The following is a 20,390-nucleotide window of genomic DNA, read 5'->3' as shown; positions in this document are numbered from 1 at the left end:
CCCGATCAGCCGAGCATGGGCGGACGGCCGAGCGGCCACGGGTTGGCATCGTCCATGCGACGCCATTGGCGCGCCAGCGGTGCGCCGTCGTTCTGCCAGGCGCCGCGGGCCAGCGCCTGCTCGAGCGAAAACACATGCTCCATGTGGCCGCCCAGCGCGGCGTAGTCCTCGCGCCGCATGCTGAACTCGATGGGCGCGACGATGGCCGGCGTGGGCACGGTGCCGAAGCTGTTGTCGGGCATGCGCAGCACGTCGGCCATCACGGTGATGCCGCCGCCGGGCCACACGTAGGCCGGTGCGCCGCCGCAGGTCACGTTGACCAGCGCGCGCTTGATGGCGCGCGTGAGCAGCACCGGGTTCTCGGTCACGCCCGCGCGCAAGGACCCGCCGGCACCGCCGAGGAAGAGCACGGTGCACATCGAGGGCTCGCAGTTCTCCCCGATGCGCTCGACGACCCGGCGCACCTCGGCCGGCATCGGCTGCTCGACCGGCTTGAGCGCATCGTCGAGCACGTACCACTGCGCGTGCTCGCCGGTGGTGGAGGTCATCAGCAGGCGCAGGCCGGGCCGGGCCACGCCCTCCTCCCAGCCCTCGATGATCGAGAGCGGGTCGTCGATGTCGGTGCCGCCCCAGCCGTTGCCCGGATTGGCCACCTGGAAGTAGCGCCCCGGCGTGGATTTGCGCCCGCGCATCTGGATGCCCGAGGGCGCCATGTCCAGGCAGCGCCCGGCCTGGTGCTCGGTGAGCACGCCGGTGATGTGGTCGTCGACCACCACCACCTCGTCGGCCTGGCCGAAGAGCTGGCGCGCGAAGATGCCGATTGCCGCCGAGCCGCAGCCCACGCGCATGCGCTTTTCCTCGACGCCATTGACGATGGGGGCCCGGCCGGCCTGGATCACCATGCTGGCGCCGCCGTCGATCACGCATTCGGCCGGCTTCTTGTTGCCCAGCAGCTGCATGAGCTCGACCGTCATCCGGCCTTCCTTCTTGCTGCCGCCGGTCAGGTGATGCACGCCGCCGAGCGACAGCATTTGCGAGCCGTACTCCGCGGTGGTGACATGGCCCACCACCTCGCCGCGGTAGCGCACGTTGGCCTGCTCGGCGCCGAGGAAGCGATCGGTGTCGATCTTCACCTTGAAGCTGCAGTAGCTGAAGATGCCCTCGGTCACCACCGTCACCATGTCCACGCCCTGCGCCTTGGAGGCGACGATGAAGGGCGCCGGCTTGTAGTCGGGGTAGGTGGTGGAGGAGCCCACGCCGGTCACGAAGACCTCGTCGGCATGGAGGAGATCGCCGTTCCAGTCGGGCTCGGCGCCGGGCGCGGCCGGCTCGGCCGCCGGGCGCGCGAAGGGCACCAGCGCCGGCGATTCGCCAACCAGCTCCCGGCGCAGCAGCAGCACCGGATCGACCCGCACCAGCACGCCCTCGCGGTTGGCATAGCGGTCGCAGGCGCCGGTGCGCCCCTCGGAGATCTGGCACAGCACCGGGCAGGCGTTGCACTCGACCTTGCTGGTGCTCATGCGCTCGTTGCGCGGGGCCGAGCGGCCCGTGGCCTCGGGTAGCACCGGCATGTCCATGCCGGGCAATCCGTCTGTCTTGGTGTGTTCGGTCATCGCGGGCTTCCCGTGAAATTCGTGGCGGCGGGGTGCAACAAATGGGCCGGAGGGCGCTCTTGTGCTGGAACTTCGCTTTGTGTAGTATTCACTACAACTTCATGTGGTGATCGCTACATGAAGTCAATGTAGCAAACAGACCCGATGCTTGCAATGGTGTTTTCTCAGGTGTCGCCGACAATCGAGGGGTTGCGGCAGACTGACGGTGTTCGGCTCCGCGTCACCGCGCACCCCGTCCGTGCGCGTTTTTTCGTCCACAACCAGCCCTGATTCCTATGAGTGCATTCAGCGAAGAACGTGTGTTGAGCGTCCACCACTGGACCGACCGACTGTTCACCTTCACCACCACGCGCGACCCGGCGCTGCGCTTCTCGAACGGCCACTTCACGATGATCGGCCTGAAGGTCAACAACAAGCCCCTGCTGCGCGCCTACAGCATCGTGAGCCCCAATTACGAGGAGCACCTGGAGTTCCTCAGCATCAAGGTCGAGGAAGGACCGCTCACTTCGAAGCTGCAGCACATCCAGGTGGGCGACACCATCATCGTGGGCCGCAAGCCCACCGGCACGCTGCTGATCGACTACACCCTGCCGGGCAAGCGGCTCTACCTGTTCGGCACGGGAACGGGCCTCGCACCGTTCATGAGCATCATCCGCGACCCGGAGACCTACGAGAAGTACGAGAAGGTCGTGCTGGTGCACGGCGTGCGCCAGATCGACGAGCTGGCCTACCACGACCTGGTGATCGACCACCTGCCCAAGCATGAATTCCTGGGTGAGATGGTCGAGAAGCAGCTGCTCTACTACCCGACGGTGACGCGCGAGGAGTTCCGCAACATGGGCCGCATCACCGACCTGATCGCGACCAACAAGCTGACGGACGACCTCGGACTGCCGCCGCTCGATCCGAAGGAAGACCGCGTGATGCTGTGCGGCAGCCCCGGCCTCCTGGTCGACCTGAAGCACATCCTCGAAGGCCGCGGCTTCAAGGAGGGCAACACGTCGACCCCGGGCGACTTCGTCATCGAACGCGCCTTCGCCGAAAAGTAATGGCAACGGCCCGCGCACCCAAGCCGGCCACGCGCCGCACCGGCGTGCGCGAGGCCGCCGCGCAGGCCACGCGCGACAGCATCCTGCGCGCGGCCACCAAGGTGTTTGCCAAGTACGGCTACGACGGCGGCAGCGTCGAGAAGATCTCGAAGGCCGCCAACTCGTACGACCGGATGATCTACTACTACTTCGGCAGCAAGGAAGGCCTGTTCATCGCTGTGCTGGAAAGCATTTACCGCCGCATGGACGATGCCGAGGCCGCGCTGCACCTCGATGCGAGCCGGCCGGTGGAAGCGCTCGCGGCGGTGATCCGCTTCGTGCTCGGCTACTACCGCAAGAACCCCGAGTTCGTGACCCTGCTGAACACCGAGAACCTGCACAAGGGCCGGCACATCGCGAAGTCGCTGCGCGCGCGCGAGTACTCGTCGAAGGCGATCGCGATCATCCAGGAGCTGCTGGAAAGCGGCGTGGCGCAGGGCCTGTTCCGCAAGGACGTGGCGGCGCGCGACCTGTATCTGCTGATCGCCTCCACCGGCTATTTCTACACCTCCAACCGCCACACGCTCACCGCCTTCCTCGGCGAGCCGCTGGAGACGCCGGAGGCGGTCACGCACTGGGAGGACTTCGTGATCGAGACCGTGCTGCGCACGGTCGACGCGGGGCCCTCCGAAGAAGAAGCACCCCCATCCCCAGCACCCCACGAGGACAAGACATGGCAGAAGTCGCAAGCACCGCAAAGTCGGGCAAGGTCGTCATCCGGAACATAGGTCTGCTGCTGTCCGGCGACCTGGACCAGCCCATCCTCGATGCCGACACGATCGTCGTGAACGACGGCCTGATCGTTGCCGTCGGCAAGGAGAAGGACTGCGATTGCGAAGGCGCGCAGACGGTGATCGACGCGAAGAAGACCTGCGTCGCGCCCGGTCTGATCGACAGCCACGTGCACCCGGTCTTCGGCGACTGGACGCCGCGGCAAAGCCAGCTGGGCTGGATCGACTCGACCATGAACGGCGGCGTGACCACCATGATCTCTGCCGGCGAGGTGCATCTGCCCGGCCGCCCCAAGGACATCGTGGGCGTGAAGGCGCTGGCCATCACCGCGCAGCGCGCCTTCGACAATTTCCGCCCGGGCGGCGTGAAAGTGCTGGCGGGCGCGCCGGTGCTCGAGAAGGGCATGGTCGAGAGCGACTTCAAGGAAATGGCCGAGGCCGGCGTCGGCCTGCTCGGCGAGGTGGGCCTGGGCTCGGTGAAGGCCGGCTACGAGGCCAAGGAGATGGTGGCCTGGGCGCGCAAGTACGGCATCCAGAGCACCATCCACACCGGCGGGCCGTCGATCCCGGGCTCGGGCCTGATCGACAAGGACGTGGTGCTGGAGGCCGACGCCGACGTCATCGGCCACATCAACGGCGGCCATACCTCGCTGCCCGAGGCGCATGTGTGCGAGCTGTGCGAGAAGTCGTCGCGCGCCATCGAGATCGTGCACAACGGCAACGAGCGCGTGGCGATCGCGGCGGCCAAGGCGGCGCTGGACCTGAAGTGCCCGCACCGCATCATCCTGGGCACCGACGGGCCGGCTGGTTCGGGCGTGCAGCCGCTGGGCATCCTGCGCATGGTGGCGATGCTGTCCTCGCTCGCCAACATCCCGGCCGAGCTGGTGTTCTGCTTCGCGACCGGCAACACGGCGCGCATCCGCAAGCTGAACTGCGGGCTGATCCAACCCGGCCGCGCGGCGGACTTCGTCTTCATGGACCGGGCGCAGCACACGGCCGGCAAGACGCTGCTGGAGAGCGTGCAGCTGGGCGACATCCCGGGCGTGGGGATGGTGATGATCGACGGCATGGTGCGCTGCGGGCGCAGCCGGAATACGCCGCCGGCGACGGAGATTCCGGTGGTGGTGTCGGGCGCGCACTGAAGAAATTCTGCGGGCAGTCCTTCTGAGGTCTCAAAGGGACGCGATAAGTACTACTCGTCCTCACCCGAATTGACATGGGTTGAACTTTCTCCTGTCTATGCTGCTGTGACTTGTGTGGCTACGATCCGCGCCACCAATGAAATGGATGCAGTGACGGGATGTCGTTGCCACCGCACTCCCTTTCATTGAATGCGCCGCTGCGTGCCCAGGGCACGCAGCGAGAAGATCAATTCACCAGGGATTCCCATGGCAAGCCGTCAGCGGCGCGCACGCATGCGCGCTGCACTTTCAATCGCCCTCGCTCGCAGCCAGTCCGGCATCGCGCCGCGAGAGCGACTCGGGACTTTCACCATCAAAAGACCATGGCACGGCGTGCTTATCGTGCTCGCGTGCTTGTCGGGCCATGCAGATGCCAAGCTCTGGTATTACAACCCGTACCCCTGGGTGGCCGAATACGGCAAGCTCTACTCGAGCATCGACGAGTACTGCGCAGCCATGGCACAGCCTGGCCAGAAATTCATCTACAGCCCGGTGGTGGGAGGAAAGGGCAACCCCATCACACCAGAGGAGGCGCATCCTGGAAATCCGCAAGGCAGCAGGCCTCTATCGCCTCTAGGGATTCCGGGCAGGATGCCGATTCACCCACTGGTATGTCCGCTGTGCAATGTGTTGATGCCCTCCGAAAATGGGCTGAATTGAGAGAGGCATGATGAGCGAAAACGAACTGTCCTTGATTGAAGCCCTTCATAACACCTTCTTTTACTTTGTAGAGGGATTGGGTGTGATGGCGCTGGATGCAACAAAACAAAAGGAACAAGTGGGTGGCGCCCACGCAGCATGGGAGCTTCAGAACGATGTTCTGGATTCCGGAGAGACTGTACTGAGATGTGCGGGTCCTTTCCTTTCGCAGTCAGAGCGCATGGGCGTAGTTTCATTACTGAACAAGATAAGGACTCTCCCCCCAGATGCGCTGCGCTCTAGTGACGAGGCCTTAGATCATCCTGCGTGGGAAGACCTTCGTCGCGAAGCTGCACATCTACTTGCACGGCTTGGCAAGCCGATCGCAGAAAATCTCTCGTTTTTCAACAACCGCCCACCGACGCCCCGCGGCTGACGCGCAGTTTGTGGTCGTACAGCGCCTTCGGCGAGACGAAGCCGACAACGGCACACAACAGGTTTGCGGACCTCGACATCACGCCCCTGCAAAGACGCTCAGCAGCCAGCGCATACGTTCTGGGTTTTGAAATGAAAGCTCTCAAGCACGCACTTTCCTTCACGAGCACTCAGACAGAGCTATGCAGAAGAAATTGAAACCGCCACCTCGCGGTTCAGAACTTGGGAAAAACTTGGCTGGCTCATCGCCGTGCACGCCATCGGAGTGTTCATGGGGATTGGCGTTCACTGGTTGTTGAACTGGCGGCGCATCTTCCACGTTGACAAAAAAGATGAGAGGTAGTGACGAGTTCCCGGTCCCACCTTCGCCTGGCCAAGGGATCGCATCATCAATGGATGTCTCAAACCATGAACGTCGCCAACAAGATGGAAAGCAACACAACGCCCATGCCTGAACTGCACGATGCAGAGCTCTATGCAGTACGTCATGACCCATGGTCGAGTACCGTCGAATGCATTTTTCGCACGGTCGATGGACATGACCTGACGTTGTTGCTGACGGACGTCGAGAAGTTTCGTTGCAGCGACTTCGGACTGCAAAATGTCGTGCTCGAATTGACCGTCATTGACTCGGCCCAGCGGCCAATGCAAGACGAACTTCGTGGGCGTCTGGAGTGGATGTCGGGCACTTCCGACGGGGAAAGCCTGTCCAGTGAACAAGAGGTCGAAGCTGCTGTTCAGCACGTGCTTAACGGAAAGTACGTTCTTGTATCGCTGGTGCCGTCTTGGGGTGCGCAAGTATGTGCGCTCGCGAAGGGTGTTGTTTGGTCGATCTTCTAAACATCATGAAATCCCTCAAACCTCGCCTCAGAACTAGGCATCTACGCTGCGGCATCAACAGTCCTTGCTTTGATTTTTTTGCCTCCCCTGATAGCTATTCATGGCACGTGACATGCATACAAACGAAGGACTGCGGGTCACATGAAATGATCTGGGTCGAAGCCCCGCGGTAATAACCCGCCCAAGGAGACGAATCGAATGCCCAGTGGTACCCGCAGCAAACCCGCCGCGATGTACGGCATCACGCGCGGCGTCCGAGGCTGGAAAGTCTCGCTGACGCGCAATGGCGTCGTCTTCTACAAGCATTTCGGCTTCAGGATGCATCAAGGCGAGGCGGCGGCGCTGCTGCGCGCCCAGACGTGGCGCGATGGGGTGGTCAAGAAGCATCCGCCGAAACTCCGGCGCGAGATGGCCCAGGTTCCGCGTAGTAACAATACGAGCGGCATTCCAGGCGTGAGGTGCGCGACGGGACCCGATGGCATGCCTCGGTACTGGCATGCGGAGACGGCCCTAGCGCCGGGCAAGAAGCTCACCAAGTGCTTCAGCGTCGGGCGCTACGGCGCAGATGCCAAGCAACTGGCCATCGCCGAACGCCAGAGGCAACTGCTGCAGATGACGGGGCTTTCACTCCCGCATCCCGACGAAGCGCACATGCGCGCAGCGCCCGAACGAAAATTGCCGAGCGATTGCCCCGCGCCCGTCGCCCAATGGGAAATTGTGCGCAGTTCCAACACGAGCGGCGTCGCCGGCGTGAAGTACCGCCAGCACAGTCCGGCGCGTCAGGGCTTCTGGGCGGCGGTCACGCGCATCAACGGCAATAACTTGTACAAGAGTTTCGCGGTCAAGGAGCATGGATACGAGGGGCCAAGGCGCTGGCCATCGCCGAGCGGCACAGGCAGTTGAAGCAGGTGGCCAGGCTTTCCAAGCGGCAGCGTAAATTCGCCGAGTAGATGCGGCACCGGATCGGTCGGCGCCCCGTTGACGAAGGTGCCATTGGTGCTGCGCGCGTCCTTGATCGTCGCGAAGGCGCCCTGGCAGCTCAGGAGGCATGCACCCGCCTGACCTTCGGGCGGGAAAGAACGATCTCGCTCCCCTCCCACCGCCCGATCAGGACCTCGCCATCTGCCTTCAGCGCCCGCGCCTGGACTTGAAGATCAGCTGCCGTGCAGCAAGGAAGTTCAGCGCCAGCCCCGCGCAGCTGCCCAGCGCCACACCCAGCGCCGGCACCCAGGGCCCGGCGAGGCTGTGCAGCACGAAGACATAGACGCCGTAGTTCACCACGGCCCCGCCGAGCATGGTCAGCAGGTAGCCCGCGTATTCGCGCGCCAGCGAGGCGCCCGAATTTCGTGTGGCGAAGGCATAGCGCCGGTTCAGCGACCAAGTGGCGGTCGCGGCCGCGAGGAAGGACAGCACGCGCGCCGCATACCAGCCCAGGAGCGGGGCGGCCAGGTAGAGCACGCCCACGTCGACACCCAGGCCGATCACGCCGGCGAGCGCAAACAGCAGGAACTCGCGGCCTGCCTTCATCGTCCGGGCCGGTCGACGGGCCCGCGATGCCGCACGCCCGGAATGGCCAGGTAGCGCAGGCGCTTGGCCTCCTGCCGGCCCTTGGTCACGGTGTGCAGCACGACGCCGCAGACGAAGGCGAGCATCGCGCTCAGCATGGTGCCGGTCAGCAGCACGGCGGTGGGCAGGCGCGGGACCAGGCCGGTCTCGAGGTAGGTCAGTGCCAGCGGCACGGCCGCCAGGACCGAGCCCAGCGCGAGCACGGTCGCGATGCCGGAAAAGAAGAGCAGCGGCCTTTCGCTCACGAACAGCTTGCAGATGGTCCTGAGAATGCGCCAGCCGTCGCGGTAGGTGGAGAGCTTGCTGTGCGAGCCCTCGAGCCGCGAGCGGTAACGCACCGGCAGCTCGGCGAAAGGCATGCGCAGCTCCAGCGCGTGGACCGTGAGCTCGGTCTCGATCTCGAAGCCTTCGGAAACGGCAGGGAAGGACTTCGCATAGCGCCGCGAGAACACGCGCAGCCCCGAGAGCATGTCGGTGAGCCGGCCGCCGAAGAGCGCCGCCACCGCACCGGTGAGGAGGCGGTTGCCGAAGCGATGGCCCGCGCGGTAGGTCTGGGCATCGTCGCCGTCGTCCACGCGCGAGCCCACGACCATGTCGAGGTTGCCCTCCACCAGCGTGTCGACCAGGTGGCGCAGCTCGCCCAGGTCGTAGGTGGCATCGCCGTCGACCATCACGTAGATGTCGGCCTCGACGTCCGCGAACATGCGGCGCGCCACGTTGCCCTTGCCGCGCAGGGCCACATAGGTCACCTTGGCGCCGGCTGCGCGCGCAATGGCCGCGGTGTCGTCGCTGGAGGCGTTGTCGAACACGTTGATCTCGGCCTCGGGCAATGCGGCGCGGAACTCGTCCACCACCCGCGCGATGGCGAGCGCCTCGTTGTAGCAGGGGATCACCGCGGCGATGCGCAGCGCGGGCCGCAGGGCGGTCAAGACAGGAGCTTCGTTCATGGTGCGGGGGGCAGGATACGGTACGCCTTGGCGCCGTCCTGCTCGTACATCAAAGCGAAGTGGCGGTTGAAATCCTCATGGCTGGTCAGGGTGCGCGCCACCGCATCGGGCATCACGACGGCTTCGAAGCCCAGTTCGGCGAACCTCTTCGCGGCCTCGGCCCCCGGCAGCAACGGGAAATCCGGATAGCGCCAGGGGCCGAGCGTATCGCCCCAGATCGGATTGGGCCCGTAGTAGATGGCCTCGCTCAGTGCGATCTGGTAGACGCGGCCGGTGGCATGCTCGCGCACGTGGTTCATGACGCCATAGCCCGGCACGTTCGCTCGCAGGAAGGCCTCGCGGGCGGTAGGCGAGAGCGACACCTTCGTGAGCTCGCGCGTGCTGTGCCGGTACGACACGGCCGCCAGCACCACCAGGAACAGGCTGACGAAGAGGCTGCCCGCGCGCGGTGGCCAGCCCGCGCGGCCGGAGGCGGGCACGAGCCGGCGCAGGCCCGCCACGAGCCAGCCCAGCAGCATCTGCCACCCCAGCACTGCGGTCAGCGCCAGCAGCGGGAAGGAGGCCGTCATATAGCGCGGATAGCGCGAGGTCAGCACCCACACGAGCAACGAGTAGACGCTGAAGACAATGGCCGCATGCACTGCGGGCGTGCGCCGCCAGGCCCGGCTGAAGGGCGCCAGCAGCACCGGCCAGACCAGGTAGCTCGGCAGCGCGGCATGGGCGCGCACGTCGTTCACCTGGTTCTGGTAATCGGCAAGATTCCAGTTGCTGAAGCCGAACAGCTTGGCGCCGATGGGATTGAAGGGGTCGCCGGTCATGAGCGCGTTGCGCGCGTACCAGTAGATGCAGGGCAGCAGGAAGCACAGCAGCGCGAGGGCCCAGATGCCAGGGCGGCGCTCGCGCCGGATCACGAACCAGCCCGCCAGCGGCAGGAAGGTCAGGGCTTGGTACTTCGAGCCGGCCGCGAGGCCGAGGAAGAAGGCCGCCAGCGCCAGCCAGCGCGCGCCCTTCTTCGGATCGGTGGTGTGCGCTTCGTTCCACCACCACAACGCGATCCAGGCCGAGAGCACGAACAGCGCGACGCCCATGTCGATCAACGCGCTCGAATAGTCGCCCATGCCCAGCCAGATGGCGGCGGCCGCGCAGGCCAGCACCCGGTTCAGGTACTGCATGCCCAGGCGATAGACCATCCACACCGACAGCCAGCCCGCAAGTGCACTCAGGAAATGCGGCAGCACGTCGTCGCCGACCTGCAGCGCGCCCGCATAGAGCAGGTTGTAGTTGTACGGGAACCAGGGATAGCGCAGCCACTCATGGATTCCCAAGGTGCCGCTCTGGGCCACCTGGCGCGCGTAGGGCAGGTGGTACATGAGCTCGTCGAAGGCGGCCGGCAGCGCCAGCGGGGCGAACAGCGTGGGCAGCGCCACCAGGAGCAACGCGGCGAATGCCGCCTTGTCGACCCAGCTCAGCGGCGGTCCGGACTCGAAGGCGCGCGCCTCGCGGAGCCAGGTGGGAAGTTGGGCGCAAGCGGCCGCGAAGCCGATGGCGACCAGCAGCAGCACAGCCGACGCACGGAGCAGTCCGGCGATGCCGAGCGCCTGGAGGGCACAGATGAAGACGCCGATGCCGAGGGCGGTGCTCATCGCCGTCTCGAGCCAAAGGTCGCGGCGCACCGGCACGCCCAGGCGCAGGAACACCGCGCGGCCGAAGCCCCAGCACCCGGCGACGAAGATTGCCAGCGCGGCGTAGTGCGCGGCCGCGAATGTGAGTTTCTCGAAAAACATCAGAGATTGGGCGCCAGCAGCCGCTCCAGGTCCGCCTCGCTCTCGTGGCGCCGCGCGGCTTGGTCCTGCAGTTGGTCGTGCCCGATCTTGCCGACGTTGAAGTAGGTCGCTTCCGGATGGCTCAGGTAGAAGCCGCTGACGCTGGCGGCGGGCATCATGGCCAGGCTTTCCGTGAGGGTCATGCCGATATCCCGGCACTGCAGCAGCTCGAACATCGGGCCCTTCACGCTGTGGTCCGGGCAGGCGGGGTAGCCGGGGGCGGGGCGGATGCCGCGGTACTTCTCGGCGATCATCGCCTCGTTGCTCAGGGCCTCGTCGTGCGCATAGCCCCAGAGGTCGGTGCGCACGCGGTGGTGCAGCGCCTCCGCGAAGGCCTCGGCCAGCCGGTCGGCCAGGGCCTTGAGCATGATGGCCGAGTAGTCGTCGAGGTCGTCGATGAAGAACTTCTCCTTCTTCTCGACGCCGATGCCGGCGGTGACGGCGAACATGCCCACGTAGTCCGCCAGGCCGCTGTCGCGCGGCGCCACGAAGTCGGCCAGGCAGCGGCTCGGGCGCATGACGCCGTCGATGGCCTGCTTCTCGGTCTGTTGGCGCAGGCCATACCAGGTGAGCGCGGCCTGGGTGCGGGTCTCGTCGGTGTAGAGCGTGATGTCGTCGTCGTTCACCGTATTGGCGGGCCAGAAGCCGATCACGCCGTTGGCCGTGAGCCAGCGTCCCTCGATCAGCCGCTTGAGCATGCGCTGCCCGTCGCCGAAGACGCGCACCGCCTCGCTGCCCACCACCTCGTCCTTGAGGATCGCGGGGAAGGGCCCGGCCAGGTCCCAGGTCTGGAAGAAGGGGCCCCAGTCGATGTACTTCGCGAGCTCCGCCAGGTCGAAGTTGCGGAACACGCGCCGGCCGGTGAACTTGGGGCTAGGAGGCACATAGCCCTGCCAGTCGATGGGCGTCTTGTTGGCGCGCGCCTTGGCCAGCGGCCACAGCGGCACCTGCTTCTTGTTGGCATGCAGGTGCCGCACCTTGTCGTAGTCGGTGTTGAGCTCGTCGATGTAGGCCGCGGCCTGGTCGGAGAGCAGCGACTGCGCCACGCTCACGCTGCGCGACGCGTCGGGCACGTAGACCACCGGCCCCTCGTAGTGCGGCGCGATCTTCACGGCCGTGTGCACGCGGCTGGTGGTGGCGCCCCCGATCAGGAGCGGGATCTTGCGAATGCGGAAATGCTCGTCTTTCTGCATTTCGCCGGCGACGTATTGCATCTCCTCCAGGCTGGGCGTGATCAGGCCCGACAGGCCGACGATGTCCGCGCCCTCGACCTTGGCACGCGCCAGGATCTCGTGGCAGGGGACCATCACGCCCATGTTCACCACCTCGAAGTTGTTGCACTGGAGCACGACGGTGACGATGTTCTTGCCGATGTCGTGCACGTCGCCCTTGACGGTGGCGATGATGATCTTGCCCTTGCTGCGCACGTCGCGGCCCGCGGCCTCGTCCTGGCGCTTTTCTTCCTCGATGTAGGGGATCAGGTGGGCGACGGCCTGCTTCATCACGCGCGCGGACTTCACCACCTGGGGCAGGAACATCTTGCCGGCGCCGAAGAGGTCGCCGACCACGTTCATGCCGTCCATCAGCGGGCCCTCGATGACGTGCAGGGGCCGGCCGCCCTTGGCCAGGATGGCCTGGTAGGCCTCCTCGGTGTCCTCGACGATGAAGTCGGTGATGCCGTGCACCAGCGCATGCGACAGGCGCTGGCTGACCGACACCGGCTGCTCCGGCGTGCCGCGCCATTCGAGCTTCTTGCTGTCGTCCTTGGCGCCGCTCTTGGCGCTTTCGGCCACCTCGACCAGGCGCTCGCCGGCGTCGGGGCGGCGGTTGAGCACCACGTCTTCCACCCGCTCGCGCAGGCCGGGCTCGAGGTCGTCGTACACGCCCACCATGCCGGCGTTGACGATGCCCATGTCCATGCCGGCCTGGATCGCGTGGTAGAGGAACACCGTGTGGATCGCCTCGCGCACCGGGTCGTTGCCGCGGAAACTGAAGCTCACGTTCGACACGCCGCCCGAGACCTTGGCGCCTGGCAGGTTCTTCTTGATCCAGCGCGTGGCTTCGATGAAGTCGACCGCGTAGTTGTTGTGCTCCTCGATGCCGGTGGCGATCGCGAAGATGTTCGGGTCGAAGATGATGTCCTCGGGCGGGAAGCCCACCTCGTCGACCAGGATGCGGTAGGCGCGCTCGCAGATCTCGATCTTGCGTTCGTAGGTGTCGGCCTGGCCCTTCTCGTCGAAGGCCATCACGACCGCCGCCGCGCCGTAGCGGCGCAGCAGCGTGGCCTGGTGCTTGAAGGCTTCCACGCCCTCCTTCATGCTGATCGAATTGACGATGCCCTTGCCCTGGATGCAGCGCAGGCCGGCCTCGATCACCTCCCACTTGGAGCTGTCGATCATGATCGGCACGCGCGCGATGTCGGGCTCGCTGGCGATCAGGTTGAGGAAGCGCACCATCGCAGCCTTGCTGTCGAGCATGGCTTCGTCCATGTTGATGTCGATCACCTGCGCGCCGTTCTCGACCTGCTGGCGCGCCACCGCCAATGCCTCCTCGAACTGGCCGTTGAGGATCATGCGGGCGAAGGCCTTGGAGCCGGTGACGTTGGTGCGCTCGCCGATGTTGACGAACAGCGTGCCCTCGCCGATGCGCACCGGCTCCAGGCCGGACAGCTTCATCGGGGGTGGGGAGATTTGGACGGGAGAGGAAGAATCGGAAGACATGGGCTCACCTGTGGGCGGAGGATCAGGCGAGCGTCGTTGCAAGCCCAAGCCTGACGCGGCGCCTGGCTCGATCGACCGGGGCGGCCCGCGCTGCAACGCTCCTTGGGAGCCGCGGATTTTACGCTGGCTGCACCGCCCCGGACGCGGAGGCGGGCAGGCCGAAGATCCCGTCGAAGGCCCAGTTGAACACGAAGGTGTAGATGAGGAAGAACACCACCAGGCCGAGATCCATCACCAGCGCCTGCCAGAGGCTCACGTCCAGCCACCAGGCGAAGACCGGCACCAGGAAGGCCACCAGCCCGCCCTCGAAGCCGATCGCGTGTGCGATACGGCGGCGCAGGCTCCGGCCGCGCACCGCCTGGCGCGACTCCCAGCGCTCGAAGAGGGCATTGAAGCTGAGGTTCCAGAGGATCGCGATGCCCGAGGCCAGCACGGCCGCCACGCCCGAATGGCCGGCGCTCTGCCCCGTCATCAGGGCGAGCCCGGCGCTGGCGGCGACGATGGCGATGCCTTCGTAAAGCGAGATGTAGACGATCCGGCGCTTGAGCCCTTGCATGAATTCGTTTCCGTTTTGTTGCTGCGTCGGGCTCGACTTTATGTTTCCATCGCTGATATAAGAAATCATCTTCCTTCAATTTTATTGATAGATCCATGAGCTTCAGCAGCGACAACGTGGAGGTCTTCCTGGCCGTGCTCGACCACGGCTCCTTTTCTGCCGCCGCGCGGGCACTGCATCGCGTGCCCTCGGCCGTCAGCATGGCGATCGCCAACCTCGAGGCGGAACTGGACCTCTCGCTGTTCGACCGCAGCGGCCGCGAGCCTCAGCCCACCGCCGCCGCGCGTTCGCTGGAGCCGCAGGCACGGCTGCTGGCGGCCCAGCTCCAGCAGCTGCAGGTGCAGGCGCTCGCGCTGACTCAGGGCCTGGAGAACCGGCTGACGCTGGCCATTGCCCCCGAACTCCTGGCCGCGCCTTGGAGCGGGCCGCTGGCGACGCTGGCGCAGGAGTATCCGCAGCTGGAAGTCGAAGTGCTGGCCGCCCCGCAGGCCGATGCGCTGGCGCTGCTGCACAGCGGCCGGGCGCAACTGGCGCTGGTCTTCGAGCGCCCGAGCCTGGACGGGCGCGAGGCCTTTCAGGAAGTGGCCAACGAGATGATGGTGGCTGTGATCGCGCCCGCCCACCCGGTGCTGGCCGGTGCCGGCGGCCGCCTGCGCGAGGACCATCTGCGGACCACCCGCCAGATCGTGGTGGCGGGCCGCGACCTGGCCACCCGCGACGCGCGCTTCGAATTCGCGCGCCACGTCTGGCGCACCGACAACGCGCTGGCCGCCCTGAGCCTGATCACCGCCGGCCTGGGCTGGGGCTGGCTGCCGCGCAACTTCGCCCGGCCGCACGTGGCGGCGGGGGCGCTGGTGGAGATTCCCTTCGAGAACCTCTCGAATGGGCTGGACCTCTGGGTGGACGTGGTCTGGTCGCGCGAACGCCCGCTGGGCCTGGGCGCGCAGCGCTTCGTGGCGCTGATCGCTCGCAAGAAGAACTGAGCTTGCCTTGCGTCTTGCGCCCTCTTCCCCTGTGAGAGGGCTGGGGTGAAGGCGCCGGGCGCATCCACCGCCGCATCCTTTTCAAGGCGACTGTCTTCTGCGTGCCTCTAAGGCCGATCGTCGGACGACGACGGCGGCCGGTTGAACCGCTCCATCTGCCGTTGCCGCGGGTCCGCGCTGGGCATGACGGGCGCCGGCGCCGGTGGCCGACCGCCCGCCTGCCCCGGGTGCATCTGCGGCGGACGAGCCCCTGGCTGCATGCCCGGCGGCTGCGCGTGCGGCTGCGGCGGCACGACCCCTGGAATGGCCCGCGGCTGATGGAAGTCAGGACCGGGCTGCGGCGGCCGGACGTCACGATCGGGCCGCGGCGGCCGGAACCCGTGATCCTGCGGCGGGCGCGGCCCGGGCGGCTGCTGCCAGCCGGGCTGCGGCCGGAAGCCCGGGTCCGGCTGGGGCTGGTAGCCCCGGCCCGGATGCGGCCGGTAGCCCGAGTCGCGGTCATGCCAGGGGCGGGGCTGCCAGTCCGGCCGCGGCGCCGGCACCGGGCGCCAGCCCGCCACCGGTGGCGGCGGCCGATGACCATGCCACCAGCGCGGCTCGCGGTACCAGGGCCGGTCGCGGTAGTGGTCGGCCCAGTAGTTGCCGATCGTGAAGCCGACGATCGGCACGCCGATGATCGCGCCGTAGCTCGCCAGGGGCAGGCGCCGGTCGTCGTAGATGTAGTCGATGGCGCCTGCATGCACCCAGCCGCGCAGGCCGTCGGGCAGCACCACGTCGCACCAGCGGTAGCCGCTGATGCAGCCCAGCACCTCGAAGGGCTGGCCGGGGCCCAGCCGGGCCACCACCGGATAGTCGCCCGAAGGCCCCGCCCGGAGATTGACGGTGCTGCGCGCGACGGCCTCCTGGGCCGCCGCGGCAATCGGAAGCGCGAGCGCGAGGGTTCCGATGCCGATCCAGCGTTGTGCGAGCTTGTTGTTCATGGTGCCTCCTTGATGAACTTCAGGGCAGGCCGCGTGCCCAGGCGCTGCCCTCGGGCCACGGCCTTCCCGTCCAACGGGGCCGGTCGAGCGGCGGTGCACCGCCATAACCCTTGGAGAGCTTCTTCATCCGGCCTTTACAGGCCGCTTTCCGCCCTCAGGCCACCTCGGCTTCGGAATAGAAGGCCGCGCGATGCAGTGTCCGCCCCGCCAGCGGCGACACCGCCTGCCCGATCGCCGCGATGTGCTCCGGCGTGGTGCCGCAGCAGCCGCCCACGATGTTGACCAGGCCTTCGGCGGCGAACTCGTGCAGCAGGCGCGACGTGACCTCGGGCGTCTCGTCGAACCCGGTTTCGCTCATCGGATTGGGCAGGCCGGCATTGGGGTAGCAGCTGATGAAGGTGTCGTCGGCCACGCGCGCCAGTTCCTGGATGTAAGGCCGCATCAGCGCCGCGCCCAGCGCGCAGTTGAGCCCGATGGCCAGCGGCCGCGCGTGGCGCACGCTGTGCCAGAAGGCGGTGACCGTCTGCCCGCTGAGGATGCGGCCGGAGGCATCGGTCACCGTGCCGCTGATGATCAGCGGCAGCCGCTCGCCGCTCGCCTCGAAGTACTCGTCGACCGCGAACAGCGCGGCCTTGGCGTTGAGTGTGTCGAAGATCGTCTCGACCAGCAGCACGTCGGCGCCGCCTTCGACCAAGGCTTCGACCTGCTCGTAGTAGGACGCGCGCAGTTCCTCGAAGCTCACGTTGCGAGCGCCGGGGTCGTTCACGTCGGGGCTGATGCTGGCGGTCTTGGGCGTCGGGCCGAGCGCGCCGGCCACGAAGCGCGGTTTGTCGGGCGTGGAGAACTTGTCGCAGGCGGCGCGGGCGATGCGGGCCGATTCGAGGTTCATCTCGCGCGCGAGATCGGCCATCTTGTAGTCCTCCTGCGCGATGCGGGTGGCGCCGAAGGTATTGGTCTCGATCAGGTCGGCGCCGGCGGCCAGGTAGCCCTCGTGAATGTCCCGGATCACATCGGGGCGGGTGAGCGAGAGGAGCTCGTTGTTGCCCTTGACGTCGCGCGGAAAGTCCTTGAAGCGCTCGCCGCGGTACTGGGCTTCGGTGAGCTTGAAGCGCTGGATCATCGTTCCCATGGCGCCGTCGAGGATGGCGATGCGGGTGGCGAGGATGGCGGGGAGCTGCTGGGCGCGCGTGTAGGCGAGGGGCTTCATGGGGGGATTGTAGGAAAGGCTCGACATCCCTTTTGGAGCCTTGGCCTTGCACCGCATGGAACCAATCGGCCGCCAGGGGTTACGCATTTAGGCGCGCTGCTGAGTCCGCTTTGGACAAGGACAAGGGCGCAATCAGGAACTCCACCATGAACCAAATTCAATTCAACGGCATCTGCGAAGCCGCCGCCCGCGCCTTGCGTGTGGACCCATCGAAGCAGGACGGGCGCTACTCGTTCTCGGTAGACGAGATCGAAATCCTGATGGACTTCGACGACGCGGAAGACACCAACGCGCTTTACTTCTATATTGACTTGGGCGAGACCAGCCCGCATGAACGGGCCGAGGCTTGCGAGCAACTGCTGCAGCTCAACCTCCGAGCGCACGGAACACTGCGCGGTGCCTATGCCTTCGACGCCGGCTCGTCGCGCGCGATTTTTTGTGGAGAGCTTCGGGACGCCGAGGCACTCGATGGCGAATTCGTGGCGGAAATGGTCCGCTTTCATCTCGAGGAAACCCGAACGGCGCGAGACGTCGCCAGCATTCGCGCCTCCGATCCCCACCGTGCCATGCTGACGAGCGTGCTCGCTTGATCTTTTGCTGTCTGGGTTTCCCCACTGCTTCAATATAGCAACAAAAAATTTAATCCAATGAGTAGCTTGAGAAAACTTCCGCCCCTCCCCGTTAAATCCAATATTTCTACGAACGATACAAAGCAGCTTTCAGACATGCCGAAAACAACAGAGTTGCCGACCCTCGTTTTCAGAAGAGATTCAGGCTCGCCTAGATCGACCCCCCGGCTGGAGCCGGATAAAAGTCCCACAAGCCGGGAATCGAATGAGAAATTAGATGCGAGGACAGCTGTTGAGAGTTCTTCGCCTTCGACCAGGACACAACCGCAAATTCGCCACCAAGATGTATCGCCTGAGCCAGCGCTCGTCAGCAGCAGTTCTGAACTCAATAATTCAACCCCCAAAGTTTCTCCCTGCAAGAGCGAGGACAGCCCGACCGACCGTTTAGCAAACCGCCCAACGAGAGATCGACCTCAATTGAACAAACAAAACAAGCGATTGTCGATACGGGAGTCGGCGCCGCCTCAGCGGCCACCACCGCTTACTCCTTATGAGAGGTTTCTAACGGATTTGGAAAAAGACCTGAGTAATTCTCCTCCGCCGACCACGACAGAACAGACTAAAGAAACCGCAAATTTATCGGCTCAAACTCTTTCAAGTCCGCGAAAAAGCCTTGGTCCTCAATCTCGTCCCCAGCTTCTTCGGGCAAAAACCAACTCCCGGCCAGCCACGACAGAACAGATTGATCTTTCGCCAACCAAGATTGGATCCGGTTTGTCTACCACCTTCGAATCGATCCTCGAAAAAGGTACTGAAACAACTGATCGAAACTCCACTGAGTATGGCCTTAGCGAAAAGAAGGAAAAAAACTAAACATGAGCGCCCTACCACCTACTTCATACGGAGGCCGGCTTCAGGCCGGTACGCAAAAGGGGAGCTGCTCCTCCGTTTAGCTGGCCTCCATCGTTTCCACCAGCACTGCATGCCCCTTTAAACGACACGCTCAACACCGCGATATAGCATTGCCTCTACTCACCACGCCTTAGAAACAGGCACTGCCCTGCTTTCCCATTCAATTATTGAAATATCTCGAGAAGTTTATCCATGAGCAACCCATCCGGATCAACCGACTCGCGCAAGAGCATCTTTCGGATTAAAAGTAGTCCATTTTCTAGCGATTTATTGAAAAAACCCAGCAAAAAAGAGAAAGCCCAAGAGCCGCTGACAACTGTTATCTCGAAGCCCACTACCACACGGAAAAGACCGGTGCTTCCGAATTCGCAAGTAATGATTCAATCGCCCGATTCGCCTAAAGCTGACATTCAGCGTCTTGCCATCCTTGATGAGGAAATTGCACTGCGATCCTCCTCTAGCGAAGCTGATGTCGAAATCCCCAGGATGGCGCCTCGCCCCTTAGAAGATGCATTTAAGATCAATTCAGACGCAGACGTGAAGCAAACGCCATCCCTAATGAGCTTTATTCCGAGAAGAGAGAAAAGCTCGTCGACAAGCCTTGTAAATACGACGCCGCGGCGCCGGGTGGGTCTACACAAAGCTCCTTCGAAGAAGCCAACCGATCAAGTGCAATCGAAGCAGCATTTTCCCAGCGAGACAGATGAATTCCTAGAGCGCGCCGAGGAATTTCCGGACAGTAACGATCCGACACCGCTGCAACCTGATTGGTTGCAGCTTCTAGATGCTCAAGACTTATCGAAAGAAGAGGTGCTGAAGCCAAATGATGAAGAGACTGCCGATTTGATATGCGAATTGAACAAGCTCGCAGACGACGTAGAAACTCTTCCTGAGTTGAACCTTCCATCCGTAACACTCCAGGCTTCTTTGATTCCACTAGAGGAAGAAACTCTCCCGACGCCGGAAGATATTCTTCCGACATTAAATGATTTGAATAAGCTTGAAGCCGATCTTGACGAAGCCCGATCTAATGTTTACGAAGACATAGCAATTAGTCTGCGCAGGGAAAAGGCATCCAAGCGACGAGACATAGCAAAGCAATATAAGCCGAGTGAGCGATGGTCCGAACTAAGTACAGTCGCACTACCGGGCGTCAAAAAATTGGCGGACGAGATCAAAGACTCAATTGCGGAAACTTTAACCCCGGAGTCTCCCATGCCAACAGTGCGAGTGCTGAATATGCTGTTCTGCGCTGCCGGGGGAAAAATTATCATCGAGTCGGATTTACCGGAAACTGGGGCCTACGCGCGAGTGTTAAAAAATCTTCCGCACAATAAAAGGCATGACTATTTGGCCAGCTTACTCGATGCATTTAAACCTTATTTAACCTCTGGTCAATATGAAACAATAAGATCTAATTTCGGGAATCTCTACAGTGCCGTCAATGTAACAAGAGATCGTTCGCTCATAGAGGCTCAACTTTTTCCAATTCGACGAGCTATCGCGACCTGTCTCTCCGATCTTGACTTCAAGGTTCAGTTGTAAAGCCCTGCAACAACTGGCGATTGCGAGAATATCAATCGTGATCTCGTGCAGCCGA

Annotated in this window: 19 protein-coding genes, 1 pseudogene and 1 riboswitch; of the genes and pseudogenes, 11 read left to right on the top strand and 9 right to left on the bottom strand. The window is 64.2% G+C overall.

Translation table 11 applies throughout. From position 1 onward, the window contains the following. Positions 1 to 5 precede the first annotated feature (5 nt). Entirely contained in the window at positions 6 to 1,613 is a 1,608-nt protein-coding gene (locus AC3A6Y_RS05020) for a 6-hydroxynicotinate reductase (RefSeq protein WP_487867121.1), read from the bottom strand. Positions 1,614 to 1,888: 275 nt separating this feature from the next. Between AC3A6Y_RS05020 and AC3A6Y_RS05015 the strand changes: the two genes are divergently transcribed. The 7 genes from AC3A6Y_RS05015 (at position 1,889) to AC3A6Y_RS04985 (ending at position 7,430) form a co-directional block, all read left to right on the top strand. Next, positions 1,889 to 2,662 carry a ferredoxin--NADP reductase gene (locus tag AC3A6Y_RS05015; RefSeq protein ID WP_487867120.1) on the top strand — a complete coding sequence of 258 codons (774 nt, stop codon included), beginning with the start codon at positions 1,889 to 1,891 and terminating at the stop codon, positions 2,660 to 2,662. After that, complete coding sequence (locus AC3A6Y_RS05010; RefSeq protein ID WP_106560347.1) at positions 2,662 to 3,429, top strand: TetR/AcrR family transcriptional regulator; 768 nt, start codon at positions 2,662 to 2,664, stop codon at positions 3,427 to 3,429. The genes AC3A6Y_RS05015 and AC3A6Y_RS05010 overlap by 1 nt, the downstream gene beginning before the upstream one ends. Then, positions 3,375 to 4,574: an amidohydrolase family protein gene (locus AC3A6Y_RS05005; protein WP_487867119.1), complete on the top strand. Its 1,200-nt coding sequence runs from the start codon at positions 3,375 to 3,377 to the stop codon at positions 4,572 to 4,574. Before AC3A6Y_RS05010 ends, AC3A6Y_RS05005 begins: the two co-directional genes overlap by 55 nt. Positions 4,575 to 4,847: 273 nt before the next feature. Next, complete coding sequence (locus AC3A6Y_RS05000) at positions 4,848 to 5,273, top strand: hypothetical protein (protein WP_487867118.1); 426 nt, start codon at positions 4,848 to 4,850, stop codon at positions 5,271 to 5,273. A gap of 7 nt (positions 5,274 to 5,280) precedes the next feature. Next, a complete protein-coding gene (locus tag AC3A6Y_RS04995) occupies positions 5,281 to 5,688 on the top strand; it encodes a hypothetical protein (protein ID WP_487867117.1) in 408 nt (135 codons plus the stop codon). Between the two features lie 407 nt (positions 5,689 to 6,095). After that, entirely contained in the window at positions 6,096 to 6,527 is a 432-nt protein-coding gene (locus AC3A6Y_RS04990; protein ID WP_487867116.1) for a hypothetical protein, read from the top strand. A 198-nt stretch (positions 6,528 to 6,725) separates the two neighbouring features. Next, complete coding sequence (locus AC3A6Y_RS04985; RefSeq protein WP_487867115.1) at positions 6,726 to 7,430, top strand: AP2 domain-containing protein; 705 nt, start codon at positions 6,726 to 6,728, stop codon at positions 7,428 to 7,430. Positions 7,431 to 7,483: 53 nt separating this feature from the next. Here AC3A6Y_RS04985 and AC3A6Y_RS04980 read toward each other — a convergent pair. From AC3A6Y_RS04980 to AC3A6Y_RS04955, 6 genes and pseudogenes are all read right to left on the bottom strand, one after another. Beyond that, positions 7,484 to 7,627, bottom strand: a pseudogene (locus AC3A6Y_RS04980) (FHA domain-containing protein); the annotation flags it as partial. A gap of 28 nt (positions 7,628 to 7,655) precedes the next feature. Next, positions 7,656 to 8,054, bottom strand: coding sequence for a GtrA family protein (locus tag AC3A6Y_RS04975; RefSeq protein WP_487867114.1), 399 nt, complete (start codon positions 8,052 to 8,054; stop codon positions 7,656 to 7,658). Further along, a complete protein-coding gene (locus tag AC3A6Y_RS04970; RefSeq protein ID WP_487867113.1) occupies positions 8,051 to 9,040 on the bottom strand; it encodes a glycosyltransferase family 2 protein in 990 nt (329 codons plus the stop codon). The genes AC3A6Y_RS04975 and AC3A6Y_RS04970 overlap by 4 nt, the downstream gene beginning before the upstream one ends. Beyond that, a complete protein-coding gene (locus tag AC3A6Y_RS04965; RefSeq protein ID WP_487867112.1) occupies positions 9,037 to 10,824 on the bottom strand; it encodes an ArnT family glycosyltransferase in 1,788 nt (595 codons plus the stop codon). The genes AC3A6Y_RS04970 and AC3A6Y_RS04965 overlap by 4 nt, the downstream gene beginning before the upstream one ends. Beyond that, positions 10,824 to 13,538, bottom strand: coding sequence for a methionine synthase (metH, locus tag AC3A6Y_RS04960; protein WP_487867111.1), 2,715 nt, complete (start codon positions 13,536 to 13,538; stop codon positions 10,824 to 10,826). Before metH ends, AC3A6Y_RS04965 begins: the two co-directional genes overlap by 1 nt. A gap of 66 nt (positions 13,539 to 13,604) precedes the next feature. Next, a riboswitch (S-adenosyl-L-homocysteine riboswitch) is annotated at positions 13,605 to 13,691 on the bottom strand. Between the two features lie 10 nt (positions 13,692 to 13,701). Then, positions 13,702 to 14,139 (bottom strand): PACE efflux transporter, encoded by a 438-nt coding sequence (locus AC3A6Y_RS04955; protein ID WP_487867110.1) that lies wholly within the window; start codon positions 14,137 to 14,139, stop codon positions 13,702 to 13,704. Positions 14,140 to 14,234: 95 nt separating this feature from the next. On the opposite strand from AC3A6Y_RS04955, the gene AC3A6Y_RS04950 reads away from it, so the two are divergent. Then, entirely contained in the window at positions 14,235 to 15,122 is an 888-nt protein-coding gene (locus AC3A6Y_RS04950; RefSeq protein ID WP_487867109.1) for a LysR family transcriptional regulator, read from the top strand. A gap of 107 nt (positions 15,123 to 15,229) precedes the next feature. Here the strand turns inward: AC3A6Y_RS04950 and AC3A6Y_RS04945 are convergent, their stop codons facing one another. Beyond that, positions 15,230 to 16,102 carry an SH3 domain-containing protein gene (locus AC3A6Y_RS04945; RefSeq protein ID WP_487867108.1) on the bottom strand — a complete coding sequence of 291 codons (873 nt, stop codon included), beginning with the start codon at positions 16,100 to 16,102 and terminating at the stop codon, positions 15,230 to 15,232. Between the two features lie 154 nt (positions 16,103 to 16,256). Beyond that, positions 16,257 to 17,309 carry a homocysteine S-methyltransferase family protein gene (locus tag AC3A6Y_RS04940; protein ID WP_487867107.1) on the bottom strand — a complete coding sequence of 351 codons (1,053 nt, stop codon included), beginning with the start codon at positions 17,307 to 17,309 and terminating at the stop codon, positions 16,257 to 16,259. A gap of 146 nt (positions 17,310 to 17,455) precedes the next feature. On the opposite strand from AC3A6Y_RS04940, the gene AC3A6Y_RS04935 reads away from it, so the two are divergent. The 3 genes from AC3A6Y_RS04935 to AC3A6Y_RS04925 all read left to right on the top strand — a co-directional run bounded on the left by AC3A6Y_RS04935 (position 17,456) and on the right by AC3A6Y_RS04925 (position 20,335). Continuing rightward, positions 17,456 to 17,899: a CesT family type III secretion system chaperone gene (locus AC3A6Y_RS04935; protein WP_487867106.1), complete on the top strand. Its 444-nt coding sequence runs from the start codon at positions 17,456 to 17,458 to the stop codon at positions 17,897 to 17,899. A gap of 66 nt (positions 17,900 to 17,965) precedes the next feature. After that, positions 17,966 to 18,751, top strand: a complete 786-nt coding sequence (locus tag AC3A6Y_RS04930) for a hypothetical protein (RefSeq protein WP_487867105.1) — start codon at positions 17,966 to 17,968, stop codon at positions 18,749 to 18,751. A gap of 231 nt (positions 18,752 to 18,982) precedes the next feature. Beyond that, positions 18,983 to 20,335, top strand: coding sequence for a hypothetical protein (locus AC3A6Y_RS04925; protein WP_487867104.1), 1,353 nt, complete (start codon positions 18,983 to 18,985; stop codon positions 20,333 to 20,335). Positions 20,336 to 20,390 lie beyond the last annotated feature (55 nt).

Source organism: Variovorax sp. Soil_C_17, from assembly GCF_057657265.1.
The sequence above is the reverse complement of the archived record's forward strand: the minus strand, read 5'-3'. Positions and strand labels throughout refer to the sequence as shown.